Origin of the sequence: Granulicella sp. S156, from assembly GCF_009766105.1 — a bacterium.
GTDB lineage: Bacteria > Acidobacteriota > Terriglobia > Terriglobales > Acidobacteriaceae > Granulicella.
Map to the genome: position 1 here is coordinate 253,694 of NZ_LMUH01000007.1, position 24,202 is coordinate 277,895.

Sequence of the window (24,202 nt, forward strand, 5' to 3'; positions counted from 1 at the left end):
AAGCGCTCTGATACGCTAGTCCGCATGCGTCCTAACCTGCTTGCTATCTCCGCTCTCTTTTTAGCCGCAGTGTCTCCATTTGCCTGTGCCCAGGCGCCTGCCTCCGTAACCACACGCCTTGCCGCGCAGAACGCCCTCTTTGACGACTCGTGGCAGGCGAGCCTTAAGATGAGTCCCCTCCTGGCGACTGCCGTCGGCGACTATCGCTACAACGACCAGCTCGGCGACTACTCTCTCGCTGCCTCCGCCGCTCGCCACCAGCGCGACCTCACTGACCTGGCACGCATCAAGGCCATCGATCCCAGCGGCTTCCCCGAGCAGGACCTGATCTCCCACGACCTCTTCCTGCGCCAGCTTCAGGAGCGCGTCAACGACTACGACCTTAAAGATTTCGAGATGCCCCTCAGCTCATCGGGCGGCGGCGGTGGCATCCATGCCAACCTCGCGGATCTCCCGCTTTCGATGCCGTTCGACTCCGTGAAGCACTACGAGGACTACATCGCCCGCCTCCACCAGATCCCCAAGGCCTTCCTCCAGACCGAGGACGTCCTTCGCGCCGGCGTGAACGATCACCTCGTCCCCGTCCGTTTTATCGCCGAAAAGATTCCGAGCCAGGCTGACGGAGTGATCACTGCCGACCCCTTCCTCCTCCCTCTCAAAAAATTCCCCGCCAGTTTCTCAGAGGCCAATAAGAAGCGTCTCACGGATGAGATCACCTCCACCGTCAACCAGGAAGTCTTTCCGGCCTATAAGCAGTTCGCCGCCTTTGTCACCACGGACTATATCCCCCACTGCCGAACTACGCTCTCCATCAACTCTCTCGGAGGAGGCACACGTCGCTACCAGTCCGCCCTCCGCCGCTTCACCACCACAGACCTCACTGCCGCACAGATCCACGAGATCGGACTGAAGGAGGTCGCTCGCATCACAGGGGAGATGGCCGCACTCGCCAAGGCCAACGGCTACAAGGATCTGGCCAGCTTCCGCGATCACGTCGAAAACGATCCCAAATACCAGCCAACCTCCGCTGACACCATCGTAGAGGACTTCCGCAAGTACATCGCGCAGATGCAGCCGCATCTGCCTGAGCTCTTCAATCTGCTGCCCAAGACTGCCGTCACAGTCGAGCCGATCCCACCCTTCCAGGCCGCCGCTGCCACCCACTACCAGGGAGGAACTCCCGACGGCAAACGTCCCGGCCGTGTCTCCGTCGCCGTCTCCGACCCCACCCACCGCAGCTTCATCAATGACGAAGCCGTCGCCTACCACGAGGGCGTTCCCGGCCACCATCTCCAGATCAGCATCCAGCAGTCCCTCACCGACTTGCCGGAGTTCCGCAAGCATGGTGGAAACTCCGCATACACCGAAGGCTGGGGTCTCTATGCCGAGGAGCTAGGCAAGGAGATCGGCTTCTACCAGGATCCCGGCTCCGACTACGGCCGCCTCCGCTCGGAGCTGTTCCGGGCGGTGCGTCTGGTGCTCGACACCGGCATTCACGATATGGGTTGGAGCCGCGATCAGGTTGTGGAGTACATGCGCAGCTCGCACGCTGTCGACGAACCCACAATCCAGGCCGAGACCGACCGCTACATCTCCGGCCCTGGCCAGGCCTGCAGCTACAAGCTCGGCCAACTCAAGATCCGCGAGCTGCGTGAACGCGCGAAACAGCAGCTAGGCACGAAATTCGACCTCAAGACCTTCCATGACGAGATCCTCTCCGGCGGTGCGCTGCCGCTTGACGTCCTCGACGCCCGCGTCAGCCGCTGGATCAAAGCCCAACTCCCCGCCGTCGCCAGTAACTGACATCAGTCCAGAACCCCATGTCTCACTCCGAGACATGGGGTATTACTTCCCATAAGCCGACTTGCACTAAGACTTAGCAGGACTAATCCGCATATTGCGCGACACTTCGCTTCGCTCGTCTGACGAGTAACGCACCGGCGAGCACACCTGGAACGATTGTGAGCAAAAATGAGAGGTGGTACCACACTGGAAATCGACTCCAAATGGAGATATGGACAGGCAGAAACATGGCAAGCACAACACCGCCTACGATCCACGGCGCCCAGCGGCCCGTTGGCGATACCCAGCGGGTCACAGCACCCGCTGCGAGAGAAGTCGCAATCGCCATCAGCAGACGCGCCCATTTCATCAAGAGAGTGAATACCAGCGTTTGTTCGGCAGCAGTGTAGCCCGACAGAGTGAGGCGAAGCACACGGTTAATCACGGTGACGACAACGATCCATGTAAGCAGTCCAGCGATACAGGCAACGAAAGAACGTTTCATGGCAATCTCCATAGTTCAACAGCAATAGTACAATTAAACTAATGAAAGCTGAACTCTATATTCTCGGCGTTCTGCATCGCGGCGACTTCCATCCATATGAGATCAAGCGACGCCTTACGCAAGCGATGATCGAGTGTTTCACCGATGTCGATACCGGCACCTTGTACTACGCAGTGAAACAGCTTGTCGCAAAAGGTCTTGTGCTTGCGATTGCTCAGGAGCGGGTGGCTCGTGGTGGCATGCGCACCGTGTACCGCATCACTCCAGCAGGCCGTCAGCGTTTTCAGGAATTGCTCCACGCACAATTCACTGCGGCAGGCGACCTTAAAACCACTTTGTATGGGCCGATGCTTTTCCTGCATTTGGCCGATCACAAACTCGTCGCGGAAGCTCTGCGCAGCCGAATCAAAGGACAGGATGCACGGCTCGCGGAGATTACGGAGCTACGTCGGCAATGGGCTGAACTTTTGCCTACGGGCAGTAGATACCTAATGGAACATATGGAGGAGCAGAGCCGCTTGGACCTTCGATGGCTTTGTGCGGTACTTGCCGATGTGGAGGGCGGACGCATTCTGGACACACCCGATCCGGCTCGTCTATCGCCAGAAAAGTAGCTATGTCGCCGGATGGTACCCGATTGCTCCCGGTAAACGCTCTTATCGTCAGTAATTCATCGGCAGCGAGAAATCTGCCGATCGTTCCGTAGACTAGCGTGGCTAATCAAACATAGCTTCCGTTACTTCTTTCGCCGGTTAAGACTAACTGGTATGAATCATCCATCGATGGGACGAAAGATCAACTCTGAGGAGATTTGACGATGTCTGTTTCGAACGCTCGACGCCTCGCCACTTGCGTTGCTCTATTCGTGATCTTTACGCAAGCCGCGTCCGCCGCTGACATTTTGATCGGCGATGCGAAATCACAGCCGGAAAGTTTGGCCGTAGCACCGGGCGGTGTGCTGTTCGTTGGCAGCGCCAGTTCGCCCTTCGTCTATAAGGTGCGTTCGGGTTCCTCCACCGCCGAGAAGTTTATCGACGCCAGTGCCGAAGGCCCGGGGACATTTTTCTTCGGCATGCTGGTGGATGCGGCCAGCAACACGTTGTGGACATGCCAACTGACCCCGGTGCCAGACACCACTCCAGTGCGGCGACACACCGCATTGAGAGGCTTTGATCTTTCTACCGGCGCGCCGAAGGTCCGCTGGAGCCTGCCAGAGGACGACAGCACGTGTAACGATTTTTCGATCGGACCGGACAAGGCACTCTATATAACCGACACCACCAACGGCAAGATCTACAGGCTGCCCGCTGGTGCCTCCACCGCGGAGCTTTACCTGGAGCATCGGACGCTGATGGGCGTTGATGGCATCACCTTCCTGGATGGAACGCTCTATGTGAACAACGTGGTCTTCAATAAGCTCTACCGCATCCCAGTGGACGCCGACGGCAAGCCAGGGAAACCTATCGATATCTGGATGGACCAGCCGGTAAAGGGGCCGGATGGCATGCGGGCAGCGAATGGCAAGCTCATCGTCGCCGAAAATGGCAGCGGAACAATCGCCGCGATCACCGTCAACGGAGAGAAGGCGAGCGTCACTGTGCTCAAGGAAGGGCTCAAGTCACCCACCGGAGTTGAACCTGCGGGCGATACCCTTTGGATCTCCGAGCGCGGTGCCGGCAAGGTCTTGTCTATCCCCATGCCCAAATAGTTCGATAGCAGATTCGCTGCTAGAGATCAGCCCCAGGTGAACTCGATGGGAGTCTGGACGTCAGGGTGAAGGCTCTTGTGTACTGGGCAAGTGTGGGCGGCGCGCTCGAGCTTTCGCTGGTTGTCGGGGCTGAGCGAGTGCGGCACATGTATTTTGACGGTTAAGCTCGCAATCATTCTTGGCGGTGTGGCCGTCATCTCCTTTTCGACGGTTGCCGTGGTCCCGGCGATATCGATGTTCAGTGTTCGAGCCATGATTCCCATAACCGTTAGCATGCATGTGCCAAGCGCGGTTGCAACCAGGTCTGTGGGCGAGAAGCTTTCACCGCGCCCCTGATTGTCCTTGGGCGCGTCGGTGCTGAGCTCGGTTCCAGAGGGGCCGTGGACCGCTTTGCAGTGCAAGTCTCCCTGGTATTCGAATTGAATGGCAACCATGATTGAACTCCTTTGAATTTATTGCTGAAACGGACGCGCAGACGTTGCTCCATATTTACTGCGATAGCTTTCGCCGGCGGCAGCGTCCTTGCATACCAATGAAACGAATAGCTCCGACCGCAGCTTCCAGCCGCGCGCCGTTCTGCGCCACATCGCCAGGTAGGTTCCGCTGAAGAGGACTGGACCACCAGAGACACGTCCCGCCCAATGACCATGCTCGGCGGCGAGTGGAACAGAATCTGAGATCTCAATCGAATCGACAATACGTTCAAATCGAATCGAATGTGGGTCCTCAAAGTCCTTCGCGAACGCTGCGATATACGCCTCTCGGGTGAGAAGAGACCCGTTTCCCGTGACGACCATGAAGTCTTCGTCCAGGCTGGCGGCGAAGGCTACGGTATCGCCTGAGGCGATCGATTGATTGGATGCGTTGCGTATACCCCGAATCAATTTCTGATCAGGAGTCCCTGGCACACTACCGGATATCGAGACGGCTGCTGAAGCTAGAGAATGCATGCGGCGATTTTATCAATAGCCGCCGCAGCACGCGTTAGCTGTGCGCGGCAGCTGCAGCACTCGCCGCTCGCAACGCCGCCAGCGCGGAGTTCGGTTCGGCGGCGAACTTGTTGCGATGGTCGGCAAGATAACGATGAACGTCCGAGATGACCACGGAACCCTCGCCGACCGCAGACGCGACCCGCTTCACGGAGTTGGAGCGCACATCGCCGACGGCAAACATCCCCGGCACGCTGGTCGCGTAGGGAGTGCCATCAAAGCCGTCTGTACCGCCGGTAAGAATGAAGCCCTTCTTATCCAGCCTCACCGTGCCGAAGAGCCACCCTGAGTTGGGCTCGGCGCCGATCATCACGAAGACGCTTCCAATCGGCTTCATCGTCGACTCACCGGTCTTGCGATTGATCCAGGTGACGCATTCTAGAGAAGATTCGCCTTCGAGCTTCACGATCTCGGAGTCGGTATAGAGCGTGATATGCGAGGAGCTTTCGATGCGCGAGATCAGATACTGCGACATGGTGCTGGCCAGCGATTTACCGCGCACGATGTGGTGCACATGCTTCGCGATGCCGGATAGAAATACCGCAGCCTGTCCCGCCGAGTTGCCACCACCCACCACAATCACTTCATGTTCGCGGCAGAGCAACGACTCCATCGCGGTCGCCGCGTAGTAGATCCCGCGGTTTTCAAACTGGCTGTAGTTCTCCACGGAAAGCTTGCGGTACTGCGCTCCAGAGGCCACGACGACAGACCGTGAGCAGACCGGGATGCCTCCCGCAAGCGTCAGTTTGTGGATGCCATCGATCTGTTCCGCCGTTACGGTATCTCTGGAGATGGCGAAGCGTACACCGAACTTCAAGGCCTGCAACTGGGCGCGGCTGGCCAGGCGCTGGCCGGAGATCCCTGTCGGAAAGCCGAGATAGTTTTCGATCTTGGAACTGGTGCCTGCCTGCCCCCCGGGAGCGGTGCCCTCGATCACAATGGTGCAGAGCCCTTCCGATGCCGCATAGACAGCGGCTGCGAGACCCGAGGGGCCAGCGCCGACGACTGTCACGTCGTAGATCATCTCGGGATCAGGAAGCTCGGTGATGCCTAGCTCGTCTGCAAGCTGCGTGATGGTAGGCCGCTGCAAGGTACGGCCATCGGAGAGGACTACCGCTGGGAAACTGGATTCATGCTCGGATAGGCCGTCATCGGGCAGTGTGGCTTCCTCGGCCGGCACCTCGACGATCCTGTGCGGATAGTTATTGCGGATAAGGAAGCGCTGCAGTTGAGTCGTCTCCACATCGCCGACGTTCCCCATGAGAACGATGCCACCGGTCGGTTCGCCGATGATGCCAATGCGACGCCAGATGACCGCTGAGGTGATGAGATTCGCGATGTCGCCTTCTGCGCGCATGAGCCGCTGCAACTCGTTACGCGGTATGCGGAGAAGACGGCTCGCCTTCACCGTCCGCGCTTGCACAAGGGACCCCTGTGAGGTCAGAAGATTCAACTCGCCGGAGAAATCACATCTCTGATGATGCGCAATGATCCTGGATTCGCCATCCGCAGCGGGCAGCAAAAAAATATCAACCTGCCCGTCGAGCACGACGAACATATCCACCCGCCGCTCACCGTAAGTAAATAGCAGGACGTTCGCCGGGAAGCTCTCTTCCTGGCCGTAGGAGCGCAGGCGTTCGACCATCTCTTCTGTAAGTTTTGCGAATGCGAGGTCCGGACGAAACTCTGGAGTGCTCCATGCACTGTTCTCTTTGTTCTCGACGCCGGCCATGACTCTGGAATCTCCTCGCTGAGTTCGTGACCCTATTTTAGAGCCTGTCATCCATTCGTGAAGGATGAGGCCGTTCAGGCTGAATAACGACATGCTGCCATCAAGGCACCGACATGCGGACCAGTGGCAGGAAAAAAGCCCCTCCCGTAACGCCCGTCATGCTGAATGACTGCACAAAGAAATAAGGGACCTTTCTGAGATCGTCAGGGTCAGGGATAAACGGAAAACTCGGGGGATTGAGGTCCTCAGCAAATTTTTTCATCTGGTCATCGGTCAGGCGTGAATAGTCGAACATGAGCATCTGGTTGTCCCGGTCCAGCTTAATGACGCAGACGGAGTCTTCTTCTGAAGTGATTTCAATGTCTCTAACCAGACCACTGACCAAGCCGGTCCAGACATATTTATCCCGTTGCCGGGATATCCTGAACGCCGGTTTGCCTACCTCGTAGCCAGGGGCCAGAAATTGTTTGGCCGCACCGATAAAACTCTGACTAGCGGGATTGCCACCAACGCCAAAAGTACCCAGCATGTCCTCGGGGCAATGCCCGGTGGAAGGCACCCCACCTTGATACAAGTGTGTCTTGCCTGCTTTATAAGCAGCGGCTTCTGCTTTCTCGCGCGAATCTTCTGCTGCTTCCTCGGCTTCGACTTTTGCGATTCGATCAGCCTCGAGCTCGCCATAGTTAAGACCTGTATGCAATACGGGCCGGCCTTGATTAAAGTCGGCAACTTTATCGAATGGGCGAGCGTGGTACCCGACGCATAGCTTGGCCATGACACTCTTCGCCTGATCGTCAGCAGCTTCACCGTCCGTAATCTCGACTTCACTGTTTTCTATCCATTTGATAGAAACGTCGAAAGGTTTCTGACCACAGAACAGAAGCTGCATGGGCTTGCTCAGATCCATTCCAGCAGTCTTTACGAAAATAATCCCATTATCGTTAGCGTGGCCGGACGCAACGAGCTTGTCCTGGCTGAACATCGCATACGGCTCACTTGATGCGCTGCGGCCCAATGAAGTAAACCATAGAGAAAGCTTATCGAGGCAGTCCTTATGGCCGTTACAGCTTTCACGATTATGAACATAAGGCCAGAGTTCATCCTCACTGTTATCGACTCTTTTATCGAGGACCCTTTCCTTGGTCCCATCAGCCATAACACGAATAGCAAATACTTCCGCACTTCCATCATCACGAAGCGCAAACCGTACAATCCAATCTTCCTGCACACCTGGCCGATGCAATGTGGTTGAAACTTCCCCCCAGGCATTGGTCTTTCCGCGACCAGCATTCTGTCCATTTCGCATGACGCTATAGGGAACATCCTGCATGGGTTCCCTTCCCGCTTCATCTGCGGTGTAGTGCATCAGGACATAAGGCTTCGCATAGGCCGGTAAGCATTGGGCCATACAAATGAAGAGACAAACGATCATTGATTTGCAGAAAGGCATTTTGCCTATTTTATCGTTCGTACGGCACCGGCTTCGCGCCGTAAGCTTATCTCATGCCAAAGACGAAAACGACGAAACGCAGCGCCGGCCTGCTCCTGTATCGAAGACGCAAAGGTGAGATCGAGGTCTTTCTCGTTCATCCCGGGGGACCGATATGGGCGAAAAAGGATCAGGGATCGTGGACCCTTCCCAAGGGCGAATACGATGCCGACGAAGATCCGCTCGCAGCCGCACAGCGCGAATTTCATGAGGAAACAGGCTTCACCGCGTCCGGCAACTTTATCGAGCTTGGTTTCGTAATACAGAAGAGCGGCAAGATCGTCACCGCTTGGGCTTTTGAAGGAGACTGCAACCCAGCTGAACTTGTAAGCAACACCTGCGAGATTGAATGGCCTCCTCGTTCGGGGAAGCGGTTGGAGATTCCTGAAGTCGACCGCGGCCACTGGTATGAGTTAGCGGAAGCGCGTGAGTACATTCGCCAGGAGCAGTGTGAACTGCTCGAAAGGCTTGTACAACAACTCGCGGTTCGGCACACTTGATCTCTTCAGAGATTGAGCGAGACGCCTCTATTCATTCGGTTTACCAATATGATCCAGTTTGCGTGAATGATTGTTGTTAAACGCATTGACTGTTATTAAAAAGATGAGCATCGCCTGGGTCAGCGAACAACGTTACGCGACAGGTCCGAATCCAACGTACCTGGAGGATTCATGAACCGAATTCGCAAAATCTTAGCTCTCTCGATCGTTGCTACCAGCCTCACCGGAGGAGTGGCCTTCGCACAGGATCATCATGACGACCATCAAGATAACCACGGTGGTTACGTCCGTCATGATGAGTGGAAGAAGGGTTACCACATGAACAATGCCGATTGGGGCCGTGGCGAGAAAATTGACTACCATCAATATCATTTGAGCGCGCCGCGACGTGGCTACGAGTGGCGTCAGGTGGACGGCAATTATGTGCAGGCCGCCATTGCAACTGGTATCATCGCCTCCGTCGTCGTCGCCTCTACTGTGCACTAAAGCTAACTGCGTAGTTTGAATCTGCTAAACCAACACCGCCGCCGGGCATTGCCCCGGCGGCGGTGTTCTTGTGTTGAGATCTTTTACTCGCCACCTCTGAATGAATGCGGTTCACATAACGCATAGGAGAGATTCTCTTCGGACACGTTGAGCTCGTTATTGAAATAGCAGAGAATCAAAGGAGATAAATCTCTCTCCAAGAATGATGTCAGATTTAGAGCTGACACTCACTTTAGGGTATGCATAACGATGATCTCGCCTCCGAATAATTTGCCCCACTACCGATTATTAACCGGCCCGGACGATGCCAACTTCTGCCGCCGCGTCAGCGAAGCATTGTCCCTGGGCTATGTTCTTTATGGCTCTCCTGCCATCACCTTCAACGGGACAAACGTGATTGCAGCTCAAGCCATCGTCTGGCCTCATGCCATTTCAGAGTCTGAAGGCTGAACATCATACTTAGGGCTAGCTCAATGGCGGGTGCCCCATCTTCGGCGCGGCTTTATCGCGCCTAAGGTGGGCATTGACGCAGCGCTCCACAAACATTTGCATCAAGGTAGGCATTCGCGAAGCGAACCGCTCCTGCTCATCTTTGTTTTACCTCTGAGGTTTGTACTATCACCGAGGGTGTACTGGCGCGGAGATCTGATGGAGCGCAAAATTGAGCTGGAGCGGTCGGGCTTCGCGAATACCCACCTTAGACGCGCAAAGAACGCGCGTCGAAGATGGGGCACCCGGTTTGTGGCGATACAACTAGAAAAGCAAAGGCAACGACTACAAACCACCCTCGCCCATCTTATGAATTACCTGCCCGATGATGAGTATGTTATTCAGGTCATCGCCTTCGATGAACTCATCCGGATACTTCGTCTTGTCGGGGTTGTCGCTTACGACCCGCAGCCGACCGTCGGCTAGCAAATAAAGCCTCTTCACCCGCGCCTCGCCGGCATAGGCCAGCGCAAAGAGCCGCTCATTGCGAATCCGCGTCAGGCCCATGTGGAGGACAACTTTATCGTTGTCCCACAAGGTAGGCTGCATGGAGTCGCCGCGCACCCTGGCGACGCGGATCTCTTCCGGTTTTGCATTCACATCCTTCAGCCACTTCCTTGTGAAGTGCAGCTTGTACTTGGTCTCGGCAAACTCAAGCACCAGCGCGCCAGGACCGCCCGACACATCCATCTCGTAGACCGGGATCATGACTCCGGTCTCAGGATTGAAGTCATCGTCGTCCACCATGCCATGAATCGCAAAGGCATCGACCCTGACGGATTTGGACACTTTGGTGTGTCCCTCCGACCCATCGCCCTTGAGCAGATGGCGAACCGTGGTGTGCAGTACTCGTGCTGCGGTATCGAGGTACTCAGCCCTGACCTTATCGGCCTTCGTCTCCCCGCTCTCCCACTGCGAGATCGCAGCTCCGCTGATGCCTACTTCGGCCGCAAGCCTTCTCTGCGTATAGCCGCTCTCTACCCGAATTCGCTTAAAACGCTCGCCAAAAGTCTCCATGGAATTAGTTTAGCGCACTTATCTGAATTAAGCGTTAACTTAGAGGACTCAACTCCAATGTTTCAAGCGGCTTCCGGGGTGCTTCGCACCAGAACAGGTGCAGGCTGGCTACCGCTTAGCGTGCTGTAAATTCAGTGGAGGCCTTCAGCGCTTTTATGACTTCGCCCGCGATATCGTCCTGAACCATGAGGATGTCGTCGAAGGGCCGGTCGTAAGTTTCGGACCAGACGATATAGCCGTTGTCCGCACGAATCAACTGCGCGGCGACCCGCAGCCTGGTGCCTGACTTACGCACGCTTCCATCGAGCACATAAGCGACCCCCAGCGTCTTCGCGATATCGGCGACGGGTATCTGCTTCCCTTTGAAATAGAACGAGGACGTCGGCCCGGGTACGCGAAGGCCCGGAATCTTGCTGAGCTTATCGATCAGCTCCTCGGTCATGCCGTCGGCGAAGGGCTCCTCGTTCATCTCCTGGGTCATATCGATAAAGGGCAAAACGGCGATGGACTTCTGCGGCTGGGCAGCAACAGCGGGTGGGTCTGCGGGGCGATTGCGTGTGATCCTGCCGTGGAACAGGAAGGCAACGCCAAGCGCGAGGCAGATCACTACGCCAACAGTCCACAGGAGTCCGGTTTTGAGATGCGTGCCGGGTGTCGGCATATCGGAGCGCACCGGGCTTGGTGGCTCGCCGTCTAAAGCCTGCGCGTGGGAGGTAGCAGCAGGCTCATCCGTCCAGGGGCTGACCGCCGCCACCATCCGATACCCTAGCCGCGGCACTGTCGCGATGTACGTAGGTTGCTTGGAGTCGTCACCGAGCAGACGGCGAAGCGATGCCACAGCCTGGTAGACAGAGTCCGGAGTGACGATAACCTCAGGCCAGACCTGATTGAGCAGGTCATCGATGCTGACCACCTCTCCGGCGTGCTCGGCGAGGCAAAGCAGCAGCCGCATCGACCGCACCTCTAGCCGAGCGGTCTCTCCCTCTCGTGAGATCTGGCCGGATGTCGGATTAACGCACCAAGCACCGATGCGAAGCATTGTCGTGGTTGGGCGTTCCATGCGGGACCAGTGATTACCCTCTGTTCAAAGTATAAAAGCGGCGCTCGCCGATTATACCGACACCACAGAGGAACTCCGTTCGCGTTCCGTCGGTCTTCGCTTAGAAGCTATTCCGACCACATTACCGTGATGCGGCGTCATTTCAGAACTATTCAGGTTGTTTCAGACCAACCCTCAGGACTTCTCGGGCCTGGCTGAATAGGGTAAGCCGTAGCTCACCGCTTGAGGTCACCTGCACTGACATGCTGACCCGATCGCTTTCAGGAGACTTTGTGAAGAGAAATTGGTTGAGTGGCCCCGCGCATGATTCGAGCCGCAGTCTCGATATCGTTCGGGTCGCAGTGGCGCTCATTCTCATCACCCACCCCGTTTATGCGTTACTGCATCCTGCCAATGTTCGCGGGTTCGGTCACATCCTTGAATCCCATCACATTCCTTTCGGAGTGGGTCTCGCCTGGGCTGTGATGTTAATTCAAGCCGGATGCTCTTTAGCTCTCGTGGCTCGAAGGCTTGTCGTGCCTGCGTGCATTGGGCACATCTTCATCCTCGGCATGGGCATTTGGCTCGTTCATGCGCCAAGGTGGCGCACGGTCGGCTTAGAAGATGGAGATCATCACCCAGGGGCCGAGTTCAGCACCTTGTTGATTGCCTGCCTGCTCGGCATACTCTGCGCGTACTGGCACAGGGAGGGAGACGGTCCTTCCCTCCCGGAACGCGAAGACCTCCCAGCCCGTCGCGGGCTTGAAGTCATTCGGCTCGCGGCGGCAATCATTCTGATGATTCACCCGATTGGCGCGCTGAGAGAGGGGCTGAGGGACCCGGCAGGTCTCAACGACCTCGGCCACTACTTCTCCTCCATTGGCTTCCCCCTCGGCGTTCCGTTGGTGTGGGGAGCCATGTTCCTTCAAATCGCATCTTCGCTGGCATTGATCGCGCGGCGGCTTGTCGTTCCAGCTTGCCTGGGACACTTCCTCGTCCTGGGCACGGGGATATGGCTCTTTCACGCTCCTCATTGGTTCGTCATTGGCCCAGATAACGTCGTTGGCCCCGGTGAAGAAGGCGTGGAGTACAGCGTGCTGTTGATTGCCTGCTTCTTCAGCGTCCTGCTGGCGTATTGGCCTCGCAGCGGTAGTGTCAACACATTTCAAACACAGGAGCATATCGGATGATTGGGGATTCAACAGCATGGCCCTTTGGGAAAAAGAGCGCTCTCTTAGCCATCGGCGTAGGCGGTCTGATCGGCGGAACGTTGGACCTGCTACAAGCCTGCCTTCTGTTTGGCTGGGATATTCCGCTCGCGATTGCGGGCGGGCTGCTAGGGCCGAAGGCAGAGCATGGAGGCGTCGGCACCTATGTCCTGGGTGTCTTACTGCACTTCTTCATCGCGCTCTCAGCAGCGGCTATCTATTACACGGCAAGCCGCAGGCTGATTTTTTTAAAGCAGCATGTGCTGGTATGCGGGTTGTTCTTTGGCGCCACGGTTGACACCGTCATGAATCTCATCGTCTTGCCGCTCTCCGCGCTTCACGCAAGAGGCCCGTACGAGCTTCATGACCTGATTCAAGGACTACTCATGCACATGGTCGTAATTGGTCTACCGATCGCCTTCAGCGTTCGGCGGTTCTCAAAGTAGGCAGAACAAAAGAGGAGATGAAATGATTGGCGATTCTACAGCGTGGCCATTTGGAAAAAGAAACGCTTTCTTAGCCATAACAGTGGGCGGCTCGATTGCCGGAGTGGTGGCCCTTCTACATGCTTGTATCCAATCGGGCTGGGACATTCCCCTTACGATTGCCGAGGGGTTGATAGGCGCAAAGGCGGAGCACGGTGGCGTTGGCACCTATGTCCTTGGAGTCTTTCTCCACTTCTTTATCGCCTTTACAGCAGCGGCCGTGTACTACACGGCAAGCCGCAGGCTCTCTTTCTTGAAACAGCATCCGCTGGTGTGCGGTTTGTACTACGGAGCCACAGTTCAGCTGGTGATGCACCTTATCGTATTTCCGCTTTGCGCCTTTCACGAATCGAACCCTATTCCTATTCATGACCTGCTGCTAGGGATGCTCTACAAGATGGTGGAGGTTGGTTTGCCGATCTCCTATAGCGTTCGACGGTTCTCGAAGTAGACCCATAATCTCTGGTAGCACTGGTTCTCTCAAAAGGCTTTGACGCAACGGGCGCAACGGTTCGCGAAGGCACGCGACGACATTTGTGCTTAGGAAAAGTGTTTTGCCTAAGAACTACAGCCGTCGCGCATCGTTGCGAACCGCTGCGCCCGTTGCGTCAAGTTTTTTGAGGAGCACCACAGAGGAGTATCTGAAAAATTTAGAAGTTGAAGGCCAGCCCAGCCTGAATAGCGCGCGGCATCTGGGCGAGGAATAGCGTATGCCCATCGGGTGCCAGCACCGGCTGATACCCCTGTTCCAGCAGGTTGGTAGCTTCTACCACCGCATCCATGCCCTCGGGCAGAAACCGTCCGCGCCAGAGCTTCTGCCGTATAAAGAAGCCCAGGTACGCTGCTCCGGGATCTGCGTTGTAGGCGTTCACCTGCGTGAGAGTGCGCGATGGCTGCCAGCGATACTCTGCCTTCATCGAAGTCCCTGTACGCGCAATCTTTCCACGCAGCGAGACGCTCGCCGCTTGGACCGTTTGCGGCGCAATGTGGCTCTGCACATTGCTGACAGCGAAAGACGGTGGAAAGCTGCTTCGCAGTGCCGTGCCGAGGTCATATTCCACCCAGGCCGAGAGCGAAGACGTCACCGGCTGCACCAAAGAAGCGCTGACTCCATGCCCGCTATATCCCTCAGCAGCGAGATGAAACGCTCCTGTCGTCGGGTCCGTGACCATGCCCAGCCCTTCGGTGCTCAGAGACTGAAGATCACCGCGGTCTACGAGGCCGCTTCCCTGAAGGGCTGCACTTGAAAACTCATCGTGATAAGCCGCCACCGTGACCGAACGCTCCCCACCCAGCTTGCGGGAGACTGAAACCTCATGATGGCTTCCCTTCGCCATCAGCGGACGCCCGGCAGCATCTGTCAGTACATCGGTCGTGGGCTTCAGGTCGTCAAGGTCCCCCGAACTCTGCAGCGTACGCCCGGTAGCATAGCGATACTCGACCATGAGATTGGAGCCCGGCTTCACCATCACCCGCACAAAGGGTTCGGAGGCGAATCGGCTTGCTTCCAGCCGCTCGGCCTGCAGCAATGTCCCAGCGTCGATCATCACCATATCGCCGAGATTCAACTGCTCCGTGCTGGCCAGCCGCAGGACCTGCAAACCAGTTCCCGATCCATACGTCAGTTCGGGATGCGATTGGTAGCTCGAAACCAGCCGTGTGCTTCCGCCCAGAGGCGAGTGCCGCTCATAGCCGACGGTCATCTCCGTAGACGCCGCTGTCGAGGTCCCCTGCGACGGGTCTCCGATCTCCGTGCGCATCACCGCACTGCTCCCATCTTTGAGCGTGCGATTCAGCATCAGCACTTCGCGCACACCACCCTGGCCGAAGTTGCCGTCACCGCCGGACACGGACGCCCAGCCCTGCAAGGATCGGCGACGTGCCTCTGCCGTATCTGATGAAGTCGTTGAAGCTGTAGAGGAAGTAGCCGTATCGTCTTCGGGATCATTGGAAGGATCAAGGAGCCGCAGTAGAGGGCGGCTGGCCGTCGACCGCAGCGTCCACTTCCAATCGTCAACCGGCTCATCGGCGCGGCGTTTCTGAGCCGGCAGCCAGTTTTCCGCTTCGAATAAAGTGCTCATCGTCAGGTTGACGACGGCAGCAGCCCCGGCCTGTAACCGAAGGTTCGTCCGCGTCACGGGAACAAGAAAAGCTGCCGTCGCGCGAATCTGGTAATGCCCCGGAAGCACCGAGGACAAGCGATAGCGTCCATGGTCATCGGTAAAAGCTGTAACGATTGCGCTGGCATCCACGGAGAACAGCTCCACCAGCGCGCCCATCTGCGGCGTTCCATGCACGTCTCGCACCACACCCGAGACGACCGCATAGCTCGACGCGGCAAAGCACGGCCCGGTTATCCCGAGCAGTACCGCCAACAGCATACCTGGTACAAACCGTTTCACCGCGCCTTTGTGCCCTCGCGCGCCCGACTCTCCGAAAATTGGCGTCTCAGAAGTAGCCGAGATGCTAGTCCATATTCTAAAGCGGTCCATCGCGATACCGTCTGCGTGGCTTTGCTTCGTATGCTTTCTACAACTGCCTTACTGCTCCACAGTAAACGGTGCGGACTCCGCAATGTGCTGCTGCGATACTCCGTCGTTCACCTTGATCGTAACCTGATATTTGCCCGGCTGCAGGCTGGCCAGCGGCATGGTCTTCTCCAGCGTCAACTGGTCCGCATTGGAGCTCAGCTTGGAAGCCGACTCCTGCGAATCCAGTACCTGTTTGTTAGTCTCCAGGTCCAGCACCTGATACTCAATCGTAGCGTCGTTCTTCTTCGTGGTGTCCGAGATGCCGAGGTTGTACACCTGCATCCAGAAGTTAAGGTTCTGTCCGCGATGGAACGTCACCGGCGTCGAAATGGTCGCCGGCACACGCGGCCTGATCTTCGTGTTTCCGATGACAAAGCTACCCGCGCCAATATCCTTCGAAGCCACACGCTCCATGGTGTCTGCCAGGATCAGCGAAGACGAAGCCAACCGGTCGTCATCGTACTTGGGTACGAGAACGCTGCGGCGCCAGATTCCCACGTGCTCGGGATTGTTCACATCCTTGATGGCAATCTCGATCTTGTAGTTCCCAGGAGGCAGATCCAGCGCATTCCACCACACGTGGACGCCGCTCTTGGACTTCTCCAGCAGATCGGCAGGAGTCTCCATGTTCACCGTGTCCTCGAAGGTTCGGACGATATGGTGAGTCATGGTGCTGACGCGACCGAGAATGTTCACTGTGCCGGTGGCATCACCATCCTTGGTCTTGTAGGTGACGTCGCTGTTGCGTATCTGCAGCGTCAACGGAACCATCACGGTGTCGTTGGTCAGCTTCACATAGTCAGTCCGCACATCGAACAGGAACGGCGGACCGGTCAACACCTTGGCTGTGCCCAGGAACTCATCCAGGTCGGCAAACTTCACAGGGGGCGGCGCCATGATCTTGGCGAACTGGTCCAGACGGTCAAACTGCTTACCCTGGTTGCTGGAAGACATGGGACCATTGCCCAACTGCTCCAACCCGCCGCCGCTGAAGCGGTCAGCCTTGGTCGATTTGCCCATCTGCTCATAGAGCGTCTGACCGGCGCCGGGGACATTCTTCAAAGCGTCCTTCTCGGAGCGGTCGATGGTGGCGTGATAGTCGCCGCACATGCAGGTGTCGACAAACTCGATATCGATGTTGTCGCCCACGCTGGGCAGATACCGGTAGTGCCAGACCTCGAAGGGAAAGGTCGAAGTGTTACCGCCGCCCTCTTCCATCGGACGGTCATAGTTGCCGCCGGAAGGATGAGAGTCGATGCTGTCCGCCTTGCCGAAGGCAATATAGATATGACCGCGGTCAGTCATCCAACCGGGTTTGCCAGCGGCAAAGTGCTCGTTGGCATAGGCGATGCGCGCATAGTGCTCATCGCGGAACTCGTTCTCAGGAGACTCGGGATTGGGGTTGCGCCGCAGCCAGAACTGCTCGATGAACTGATCGCGCTCCTCGTCATTGGCGAGGCTCTTGAAGGCCTTGGCCTCTTCATCGGTGATGATCCACCGCACATCTTCATTCAGCCACTGCTTGTACTCGCCCTTGAGCTCCGCCTTGGTCAAGTCCCGGCGCTTCTTTTCCTGGCCATCACTCAGCCTGCGCTTCAGCGGATCGGGCTTCTCTTCAATCGGAGGCGTCTGCACGACAGTGCCGCTGCCGTCCTGTCGGACCTGTTGATCGGGCTGAGCGGGAGCCGTCTGCGCGCGAACTCCTGGAGCCGTACTTGAGAGCGCCAGAATCGTTACGACAGACAGAAAATATCGGACTTGCATGGGTGCCAGCTCCTTGACTTCAGACCCCCTCATTCTAAGCCCCGTAACCACCCTTTCACAAGCGCTGAGAGGGTTCGCAGGGGTGTCAATTTGAAATTCGGTCCTACAGGATGGGAGGCGCCCGGGAACAAGGTGAGCTTGAAGCGGCAAAACGGAAATCTGACTGGAATCTCAGCTACGGAAACACCCGTATAAACCAACCCCAAATTGGCAGGACGCGGGAGGTAGAGAAGAGGGTATGGATCTATCTACGGACCATAGGGGATTACGCACGCTGCTCCTCGTCCATGGCTTCATCACCCTGGCCGCTGGTGTTGTTCTCGCTGTGGCACCCGGTTTGATACCAGGCACTGTCGGAGTTCATCTCGAACCGAGCGCCTACCTGATGGCATATCTACTCGCAGGGGCGGAGTTCGGACTTGCCACCCTGTCGTTTGGTGGCAGCCGCCTGTCGGACCCGCAAGCGCTCCGGCTCATCGTCTGGAGCTGTATCGCCTTCCATGGATCGTCAGGAATCCTCGAGGTATATGCCTATACCCGAGGTGTGAGCATCGCAATCTTCGGCAACGTAGCCGCCAGGGCAGTCATCATCACGCTATTTGCCTACTTATCGAGGGATCTTGGTTAACTGGGTTAATTGGCAATACTCTGTGCGTTCTCTCGCTGCTATCATCTATGCAAAGCCAGGCAAGATTTTTCCCTGCGACGCCAGCCAGAGATCGTCCCCTGACTCCTCGGACGGAACCGGAAGCCGTTGCTCAACGTATCTCACTCCGGACCAAGAATCTGACCGGATCGTGCTCAAACTGCGCCACTCAAGAAAGCGCCAGAGAAAAGAAAACTTTAAACGATGAGCTCGAAGAAAATTGTCCTAATCGTCCTCGGTTTCCTGCTTCTGGGCGGCATTGTCGCGGGCACCATCATCTACAGCCATAGCAACGTCACGGCCGTAACCACGACCAAAGCCGCGCCTTCAGATCTTGTCGCCACGGTCAGCGGCACCGGCCAGATCAAGCCGAAGACCTACGTCAACGTGGGCGCGACCGCCTTTGGCCGGATCACGCACCTCTATGTAAAAGAGGGTGACCACGTTAAGGCCGGGCAGCTCGTCGCCGCCGTGGAGAGCGCACAGCCCGCCAGCGCCGTAGAGGCGCAGGAAGCGACCATCGCCTCCTCCAAGACAGACGTCGACGGCTACATCGCCGCCGAGCGGACCGCACGCGCCAACGTCGACCAGGCCAAGGCCGACCTCGAGCAGAAGAAGTTCGACTTCGGTCGCGCCAAGAGCCTCTACGAAGACAAACTGATCGCCAAGCAGGACTACGACGCCAAGAAGGCCGCGTATGACGTCTCCGCCGCCACCCTGGAGCAGCGCGTCGCCAGCTTCTCCCAGGCCAGGGCGCAGACCTCTTCCGCGCGCGGCCACGTCACGCAGGCCATCGCCACGCAGCACGGCAACGACTACAGCCTGGGTCTCACCCAGAGCCACGCTCCCTTCGACGCCCTCGTCACCAACGTCCCCGTCCGCGAAGGCGAGACTGTGGTCGTTGGTATCCAGAACGCCGAAGGTTCCACCCTGATGACCCTCGCCGATATGAGCGTCATCACCGCCGAGGTCAAGATCGACGAGACAGACATCGTCAACGTCGCCATGAACCAGCCCGTCGATGTCACCGTCGATGCCCTGCCCGGTAAGGTCTTCAAGGGCCATGTCACCGAAGTCGGCGATCAGGCACTGCTCCGCACCACCGGTGTTGCCACTTCGCAGTCCACCACCGGCACGGAAGAGGCCAAGGACTTCAAGGTCGTCGTCACGCTCGACCAGGCGACAGGGACGGATGAGCTGCGCCCCGGCCTCTCCTGCACCGCCAAGATCACGACGGCACATAAACCCAATACGCTGACGATTCCCATCCAGTCCCTGGTGCAGCGCGACGATGCCGTTGAACAGGCACTGTTCAAGAACCACGGCCAGACATCGGCCACCGCCGTCACCAAGAACAATCTCACCCAGGGCGTCTACATTCTGGTGCAGGATAATGGTCGCCTCAGAACGAAGTTTGTTCCGGTCACCACCGGCGTCACGGGAGCGACCGACATCGAAGTCCTGACCGGCGTGAAGAATGGCGATGAAGTGGTCACAGGCCGCTACAAGGTCTTGCGAACCCTCAAAAGTGGAGTTGCAGTCAAACACGATACTTCGATCCAGACGGCAACGGACGACACTTCATCTTGAGAGATGAGAGAGATCAGAAATAAGAGATCAGTACAAATCGCCACCTTCTGACATACTCCCTATGTCCTGATCTCTGTTATCTGCTCTCTCTTATCTGACTTCTGTTACCTATTCCCCGGAGACACCTGATGACCCTCGACAACAGTTCCGTTACACCACCCGAGAAGGACCGTATCGGGGCCAACGCAGACGGACCCCGTCCCGGCGACGTAATCGTCACCGACAATCTCTGGAAGACCTATGAGATGGGCGATCAGCAGGTCCACGCCCTGCGCGGTGTCGACATCCGCATCCGGCACAACGAGTACGTCGCCATCATGGGCCCGTCCGGTTCGGGTAAGTCCACGTTGATGAACCTGATCGGCTGTCTCGATTCTCCCTCTCAGGGCAAGTACTGGCTCAACGGCCACGACGTCTCGGAACTCAACGATGACGAACTCGCACGCATCCGCAACAAGGAGATCGGCTTCGTCTTCCAGACGTTCAACCTGCTGGCCCGCGCCACCTCGCTGCACAACGTAGAGCTTCCGCTCATCTACAACGGAACGCCCGCGGCGGAACGCATCGCACGCGCCAAGGAAGTGCTTACCTCGGTCAACCTCGGCGAACGCATGATGCACAAGCCGAACGAACTCTCGGGCGGACAGCGTCAGCGTGTGGCTATTGCGCGAGCATTGGTCAATCGCCCCAGCATCATCCTGGCCGACGAGCCTACCGGCAACCTCGACTCGAAGACCTCGGTGGAGATCATGGCGCTCTTCGACGATCTGCACGCCAAGGGCAACACCATCGTCCTGGTCACCCACGAGCCCGACATCGCCGACTTCGCGCACCGCGTCATCAGCATCCGCGACGGCTCGGTCGCCAGCGACGGTCCCAGCAAACGCGTGAAACAGGATGGCCCCATCCTCGCCACGAATGAGACGAACTCGAATGAGACCATTTCGAGCATCCACGCCAAACAGACTGACGCGAAGAAGAACACGAAGAAGGCATAAGTCGGGTGCCCTATCTTCGGCGCGTTCTTTGCGCCTAAGGTGGGCATCGCGCGCGAGCGAGACCGCTCCTGCTCATACCCCGCTTCACCTAAAGCGTTCGAGCCATTACACCGGACCGTACCACCACACAATCCAGCGGAAACGGAAAGATAGGCAGGAGCGGTTCGCTGCGCGAATGCCGACCTTGATGCAGAGCGCGGTGCAAATGTTTGTGGAGCGCTCTGCGTCAATGCCCACTTTAGGCGCGATAAAGCCACGCCGAAAATGGGGGCACCCGGCTGCGGCAATTCCAGATACGGCTATCCAGGCATGGAGCACGAAACGTAGGTCCATGAAAAACGGACGTCCGGAACGGCTGCAGTGAAACAAGTTGCCGACGTTGCAGCTCGTGTCAAAACCCTCTTTTCAGCTAAAAGTTGCTCGTCGCTAAAACCTTCATAGCTTTATGATGCGGAACAAAAACCCGCATACATCAGGCATGATTTCAGGGGCCTTACGCGTCTAAACTAGCAGTATGGCCAAACGCGCCCGATTGCTTCTGCTGCCGCTCCTGCTCTTCTTCTTCCTGCGGCCACTCCACGCGGATGGCCGTTTTGACCTCGTCGGTCCTCGCATCGACGTGCGGGTCACTCGTGGCAACGAGACCCTCCCCATCGCCTCGGTCCCCAATCTCCAGCCGGGCGACAAGATCTGGCTGCACCCTGACCTGCCGCCCTCGCAATCGGTTAAGTACCTCCTGATCTGCGTCTTCCTTCGCGGAACCACCAACCCTCCCCCACAGGACTGGTTCACCCGCATCGAGACCTGGGACAAGAAGGTCCGAGAAGAAGGCGTCTTCGTCACCGTGCCGCCCGAAGCGCAACAGGCCGTGCTCTTTATGGCGCCAGAGACCGGCGGCGACTTCTCTACCCTGCGCTCCGCCGTCCAGGGCCGGCCGGGAATCTTCGTCCGCGCCTCGCAGGACCTCGCCGAAGCCGGCTTCGAACAAGCCCGTATCGAGAAATACATGGCCTCCATCCGCCGGGTTCCGCCCTCCGACCCCGAGGCCCTCCAGAAACACTCCGATCTGCTCGCCCGTACGCTGAACCTGAAACCCAACGAGGACTGCTTCAAGCGCCCGGTCGACACCCAGTTCACCTGCCTCACCCAGACCGGCACCCAGACCCTGCTCGACGACGGCCACGGCCAGAACATCGCCTCCGCACTCTCCAACGGCCCGGGTTCCGACCTCATCAATCAGGCTAGTTATACGCAGGCTGCCGGTGGAGGCCTGTATTCCGCCTATGTCGGCGCAATCGTCGATCTGATCCGCCTCATGGGCACCCTCCACACCGCGCAGTACCAGTACATCCCGGCCATCGCCTTCCCCCAGGACGCGGCACTCAACCTCCGGCTGAATACACCGCCCTCCTTCCACAATCCCAAGTCGGTGCTCGTCATCGGGCTCCCCTCGGTGCAGGCGGCGGTCTCTCCGCCACTTCGCCCTGCGGACGCGAACTACATTGCCTGCCTGATTAAACCCTCCGTCGTACTGCCCATCGAAGGCGCGCCTCTGGTCTTCTCCACCGACTTCGCCCATGAAGTCGTGCTGCACCTGAATCCGCCGCCCGGAGCGCCCGCCGAGCCCGACATCCCACTCATTCCCGATGCCTACCAGGGAGGCCTGGTCCTGCAGCAGACTCCCACCCATCACCGCGAACTGCACGATCCCAAGCTGCTCAAACCGGAGCCCGCCCCCTCCACGCCTGCAGGCACCCCAACCGCAAAGCCAGACCAGGCCGCGAAGCCAGCCGAAGCAAAGACCCCAACCCCGGCGACTCCGCCCCCTGCCCCGCAACCCAAGCCGGTGCTGATCACCGGCACCATCCAGGGCCGCTGGGGCTTTGACCCCTTCACCGGCCCTACCGTCACGCTGCAGCAGCTTCCCGGCACGGGCTGGCATATCGTCGAGCCCACTGAGGCTGCGCCGAACACCAGTATGATCGCAGGCCGCTCCTCGCAGCTTCTGGTCTCCTCCACGGGAAGCGCCTGCATCCATACCATCACCGCGCATCCCACCGACAGCACCGACGACATGCCGATCCAGTTCAAGGCATCGCCCAAGCCTGAGGATGCGAACCTCGTCAATCTGTCGCTACCCCTGCAGCACGCCGAGACTCCCGGCAACCTGCATCTCGCCATCCAGCAATATGGCCAGCCGAAGACCGACGATCTCGCTGCACGAACCTTCTCCGAACCGGCGCATATCGCCTCCATCGAGCTTCATGCGGGTGATCGTTCGCTCCTGCTCAAAGGCACCAGCCTCGCGCAGGTGGAGAGGCTCTCCCTCGGCGACCTCAACTTCGCTCCCGTCCCACCGAGTGCCGACGACCTGGCCTCAGCCAACACGCTGCGCGTTGCCCTGCCGGCCGACGCCCCTGCACCGCCCACCCACGTCGACGACCACCTCACGGCGCGGATCAAGCTGCGCGACGGCCGCAACCTGTTGATCCCGGTTGTCGTGTCTCTCCCGCGTCCAGTCATCACGCTGTTGCGTAAGAATGCCGCAACCCCGCTGAATACCGAGATTGCTCTCACCGACTCGAACGACCTTCCGCTCTCTCAACCCGTCAGCTTCACGCTCAAGAGCCCCGCGCCCTTTCCGCGCAACGGCCAGATCGAGATCGAGACGCTGGACGGCACACTCCGCACCGTGCTCACCCTCGCGCCCTCCGGCGGCCTGCTGCTGCAGGACCCGCACACCGTTGTAGCCACGCTAGACCCGCTGCGCTCCTTCGGCCCCAGCGCCTTCGGTCCGCTGCATCTGCGCGCGGTCTATCCGCTGGCGTCAAATCAGCACGTCCGTCGCAGCAGCGAACCCGACACAACGGCGCTTGCCCATGTGACGGCCACGGACCCCGCAACGCAGACCGCCACCACCGCACCAGCATCCCAGGTACCCCCAACAGCCAATGACCCGCCCCCTGCCGACAGCATGGAGCAGGAGTCCCCTTCCAGCGACTGGCTGCCGCTGGGTACGCTCGTTCGCCTGCCTGTACTCTCAGGCCTGCAGTGCCCTGTGGAAACGACTCTGCCCTGCACGTTGAGCGGCTCTAACCTCTTCCTCATCGAGTCGATCTCGATCGACCCCACCTTTGCCAACCCGATTCCGGTTCCTGACGGCTTCACCGGCTCCAGCCTGACGCTGCCCCGCCCCTCCGCCGCGACAATCTTCCTTCATCTCCGCGACGACCCCACAGCGATC

At 58.2% G+C, this 24,202-nt stretch carries 22 protein-coding genes; 13 read left to right on the forward strand and 9 right to left on the reverse strand.

Annotated features, from left to right (window positions below):
- Positions 1-24 precede the first annotated feature (24 nt).
- The gene (locus GSQ91_RS06835) at positions 25-1,803 is read left to right on the forward strand and encodes a DUF885 family protein (RefSeq protein ID WP_158820510.1); all 1,779 of its coding nucleotides are present in this window, start codon (positions 25-27) and stop codon (positions 1,801-1,803) included.
- 82 nt (positions 1,804-1,885) lie between these two features.
- Here the strand turns inward: GSQ91_RS06835 and GSQ91_RS06840 are convergent, their stop codons facing one another.
- A complete protein-coding gene (locus GSQ91_RS06840) occupies positions 1,886-2,287 on the reverse strand; it encodes a hypothetical protein (RefSeq protein ID WP_158820511.1) in 402 nt (133 codons plus the stop codon).
- Between the two features lie 41 nt (positions 2,288-2,328).
- On the opposite strand from GSQ91_RS06840, the gene GSQ91_RS06845 reads away from it, so the two are divergent.
- Together GSQ91_RS06845 and GSQ91_RS06850 are read left to right on the forward strand one after the other, a co-directional pair.
- The gene (locus tag GSQ91_RS06845) at positions 2,329-2,901 is read left to right on the forward strand and encodes a PadR family transcriptional regulator (RefSeq protein ID WP_158820512.1); all 573 of its coding nucleotides are present in this window, start codon (positions 2,329-2,331) and stop codon (positions 2,899-2,901) included.
- A gap of 203 nt (positions 2,902-3,104) precedes the next feature.
- A complete protein-coding gene (locus GSQ91_RS06850; protein WP_158820513.1) occupies positions 3,105-3,995 on the forward strand; it encodes an SMP-30/gluconolactonase/LRE family protein in 891 nt (296 codons plus the stop codon).
- Between the two features lie 26 nt (positions 3,996-4,021).
- Here GSQ91_RS06850 and GSQ91_RS06855 read toward each other — a convergent pair whose 3' ends face one another.
- The 4 genes from GSQ91_RS06855 to GSQ91_RS06870 form a co-directional block, all read right to left on the reverse strand.
- Positions 4,022-4,429 (reverse strand): OsmC family protein, encoded by a 408-nt coding sequence (locus GSQ91_RS06855; RefSeq protein WP_158820514.1) that lies wholly within the window; start codon positions 4,427-4,429, stop codon positions 4,022-4,024.
- A gap of 18 nt (positions 4,430-4,447) precedes the next feature.
- Positions 4,448-4,903 (reverse strand): nuclear transport factor 2 family protein, encoded by a 456-nt coding sequence (locus GSQ91_RS06860; RefSeq protein WP_158820515.1) that lies wholly within the window; start codon positions 4,901-4,903, stop codon positions 4,448-4,450.
- Between the two features lie 76 nt (positions 4,904-4,979).
- Positions 4,980-6,716 (reverse strand): cyclic nucleotide-binding domain-containing thioredoxin-disulfide reductase, encoded by a 1,737-nt coding sequence (locus GSQ91_RS06865; RefSeq protein ID WP_158820516.1) that lies wholly within the window; start codon positions 6,714-6,716, stop codon positions 4,980-4,982.
- A 100-nt stretch (positions 6,717-6,816) separates the two neighbouring features.
- Positions 6,817-8,046, reverse strand: a complete 1,230-nt coding sequence (locus tag GSQ91_RS06870) for a hypothetical protein (protein ID WP_158820517.1) — start codon at positions 8,044-8,046, stop codon at positions 6,817-6,819.
- Between the two features lie 173 nt (positions 8,047-8,219).
- Here GSQ91_RS06870 and GSQ91_RS06875 point away from each other — a divergent pair, with 173 nt between their 5' ends.
- The 3 genes from GSQ91_RS06875 to GSQ91_RS06885 all read left to right on the forward strand — a co-directional run bounded on the left by GSQ91_RS06875 (position 8,220) and on the right by GSQ91_RS06885 (position 9,641).
- Positions 8,220-8,705 (forward strand): NUDIX domain-containing protein, encoded by a 486-nt coding sequence (locus tag GSQ91_RS06875; RefSeq protein ID WP_158820518.1) that lies wholly within the window; start codon positions 8,220-8,222, stop codon positions 8,703-8,705.
- A 171-nt stretch (positions 8,706-8,876) separates the two neighbouring features.
- Positions 8,877-9,191, forward strand: coding sequence for an RcnB family protein (locus GSQ91_RS06880; protein ID WP_158820519.1), 315 nt, complete (start codon positions 8,877-8,879; stop codon positions 9,189-9,191).
- A gap of 249 nt (positions 9,192-9,440) precedes the next feature.
- The gene (locus GSQ91_RS06885) at positions 9,441-9,641 is read left to right on the forward strand and encodes a DUF1737 domain-containing protein (protein ID WP_158820520.1); all 201 of its coding nucleotides are present in this window, start codon (positions 9,441-9,443) and stop codon (positions 9,639-9,641) included.
- 324 nt (positions 9,642-9,965) lie between these two features.
- On the opposite strand, the gene GSQ91_RS06890 is transcribed toward GSQ91_RS06885, so the two are convergent.
- Positions 9,966-10,697 carry a LexA family transcriptional regulator gene (locus tag GSQ91_RS06890; RefSeq protein ID WP_158820521.1) on the reverse strand — a complete coding sequence of 244 codons (732 nt, stop codon included), beginning with the start codon at positions 10,695-10,697 and terminating at the stop codon, positions 9,966-9,968.
- Positions 10,698-10,812: 115 nt separating this feature from the next.
- On the reverse strand, positions 10,813-11,757 hold the full coding sequence (locus tag GSQ91_RS06895) for a winged helix-turn-helix domain-containing protein (RefSeq protein ID WP_158820522.1): 945 nt from the start codon (positions 11,755-11,757) through the stop codon (positions 10,813-10,815).
- Between the two features lie 272 nt (positions 11,758-12,029).
- Here GSQ91_RS06895 and GSQ91_RS06900 point away from each other — a divergent pair, with 272 nt between their 5' ends.
- From GSQ91_RS06900 to GSQ91_RS06910, 3 genes are all read left to right on the forward strand, one after another.
- Complete coding sequence (locus GSQ91_RS06900) at positions 12,030-12,926, forward strand: DoxX family protein (protein ID WP_158820523.1); 897 nt, start codon at positions 12,030-12,032, stop codon at positions 12,924-12,926.
- A complete protein-coding gene (locus tag GSQ91_RS06905; protein ID WP_158820524.1) occupies positions 12,923-13,390 on the forward strand; it encodes a hypothetical protein in 468 nt (155 codons plus the stop codon). The genes GSQ91_RS06900 and GSQ91_RS06905 overlap by 4 nt, the downstream gene beginning before the upstream one ends.
- A gap of 106 nt (positions 13,391-13,496) precedes the next feature.
- Entirely contained in the window at positions 13,497-13,880 is a 384-nt protein-coding gene (locus GSQ91_RS06910) for a hypothetical protein (protein ID WP_254064394.1), read from the forward strand.
- Between the two features lie 199 nt (positions 13,881-14,079).
- On the opposite strand, the gene GSQ91_RS06915 is transcribed toward GSQ91_RS06910, so the two are convergent.
- On the reverse strand, positions 14,080-15,831 hold the full coding sequence (locus GSQ91_RS06915) for a carboxypeptidase-like regulatory domain-containing protein (protein WP_158820526.1): 1,752 nt from the start codon (positions 15,829-15,831) through the stop codon (positions 14,080-14,082).
- 138 nt (positions 15,832-15,969) lie between these two features.
- Positions 15,970-17,724 (reverse strand): GWxTD domain-containing protein, encoded by a 1,755-nt coding sequence (locus GSQ91_RS06920; RefSeq protein WP_158820527.1) that lies wholly within the window; start codon positions 17,722-17,724, stop codon positions 15,970-15,972.
- A gap of 238 nt (positions 17,725-17,962) precedes the next feature.
- Between GSQ91_RS06920 and GSQ91_RS06925 the strand changes: the two genes are divergently transcribed.
- The 4 genes from GSQ91_RS06925 to GSQ91_RS06940 all read left to right on the forward strand — a co-directional run.
- Positions 17,963-18,352: a hypothetical protein gene (locus tag GSQ91_RS06925; RefSeq protein ID WP_158820528.1), complete on the forward strand. Its 390-nt coding sequence runs from the start codon at positions 17,963-17,965 to the stop codon at positions 18,350-18,352.
- A gap of 222 nt (positions 18,353-18,574) precedes the next feature.
- Positions 18,575-19,960: an efflux RND transporter periplasmic adaptor subunit gene (locus GSQ91_RS06930; RefSeq protein WP_158820529.1), complete on the forward strand. Its 1,386-nt coding sequence runs from the start codon at positions 18,575-18,577 to the stop codon at positions 19,958-19,960.
- Positions 19,961-20,088: 128 nt separating this feature from the next.
- Complete coding sequence (locus GSQ91_RS06935; protein ID WP_254064395.1) at positions 20,089-20,958, forward strand: ABC transporter ATP-binding protein; 870 nt, start codon at positions 20,089-20,091, stop codon at positions 20,956-20,958.
- Positions 20,959-21,472: 514 nt separating this feature from the next.
- Positions 21,473-24,202, forward strand: a 2,730-nt coding sequence (locus GSQ91_RS06940) for a hypothetical protein (RefSeq protein WP_158820530.1), incomplete at its 3' end; no start/stop codon positions are given.

Coding starts and splice junctions, on each gene's coding strand:
- GSQ91_RS06850 (WP_158820513.1), top strand. CDS start 3,105: ATGTCTGTTTCGAACGCTCGACGCCTCGCCACTTGCGTTGCTCTATTC.
- GSQ91_RS06865 (WP_158820516.1), bottom strand. CDS start 6,716: ATGGCCGGCGTCGAGAACAAAGAGAACAGTGCATGGAGCACTCCAGAG.
- GSQ91_RS06905 (WP_158820524.1), top strand. CDS start 12,923: ATGATTGGGGATTCAACAGCATGGCCCTTTGGGAAAAAGAGCGCTCTC.
- GSQ91_RS06885 (WP_158820520.1), top strand. CDS start 9,441: ATGATCTCGCCTCCGAATAATTTGCCCCACTACCGATTATTAACCGGC.
- GSQ91_RS06845 (WP_158820512.1), top strand. CDS start 2,329: ATGAAAGCTGAACTCTATATTCTCGGCGTTCTGCATCGCGGCGACTTC.
- GSQ91_RS06870 (WP_158820517.1), bottom strand. CDS start 8,046: ATGCAGGATGTTCCCTATAGCGTCATGCGAAATGGACAGAATGCTGGT.
- GSQ91_RS06935 (WP_254064395.1), top strand. CDS start 20,089: ATGACCCTCGACAACAGTTCCGTTACACCACCCGAGAAGGACCGTATC.
- GSQ91_RS06920 (WP_158820527.1), bottom strand. CDS start 17,724: ATGCAAGTCCGATATTTTCTGTCTGTCGTAACGATTCTGGCGCTCTCA.
- GSQ91_RS06880 (WP_158820519.1), top strand. CDS start 8,877: ATGAACCGAATTCGCAAAATCTTAGCTCTCTCGATCGTTGCTACCAGC.
- GSQ91_RS06835 (WP_158820510.1), top strand. CDS start 25: ATGCGTCCTAACCTGCTTGCTATCTCCGCTCTCTTTTTAGCCGCAGTG.
- GSQ91_RS06930 (WP_158820529.1), top strand. CDS start 18,575: ATGAGCTCGAAGAAAATTGTCCTAATCGTCCTCGGTTTCCTGCTTCTG.
- GSQ91_RS06840 (WP_158820511.1), bottom strand. CDS start 2,287: ATGAAACGTTCTTTCGTTGCCTGTATCGCTGGACTGCTTACATGGATC.
- GSQ91_RS06925 (WP_158820528.1), top strand. CDS start 17,963: ATGGATCTATCTACGGACCATAGGGGATTACGCACGCTGCTCCTCGTC.
- GSQ91_RS06875 (WP_158820518.1), top strand. CDS start 8,220: ATGCCAAAGACGAAAACGACGAAACGCAGCGCCGGCCTGCTCCTGTAT.
- GSQ91_RS06895 (WP_158820522.1), bottom strand. CDS start 11,757: ATGGAACGCCCAACCACGACAATGCTTCGCATCGGTGCTTGGTGCGTT.
- GSQ91_RS06855 (WP_158820514.1), bottom strand. CDS start 4,429: ATGGTTGCCATTCAATTCGAATACCAGGGAGACTTGCACTGCAAAGCG.
- GSQ91_RS06890 (WP_158820521.1), bottom strand. CDS start 10,697: ATGGAGACTTTTGGCGAGCGTTTTAAGCGAATTCGGGTAGAGAGCGGC.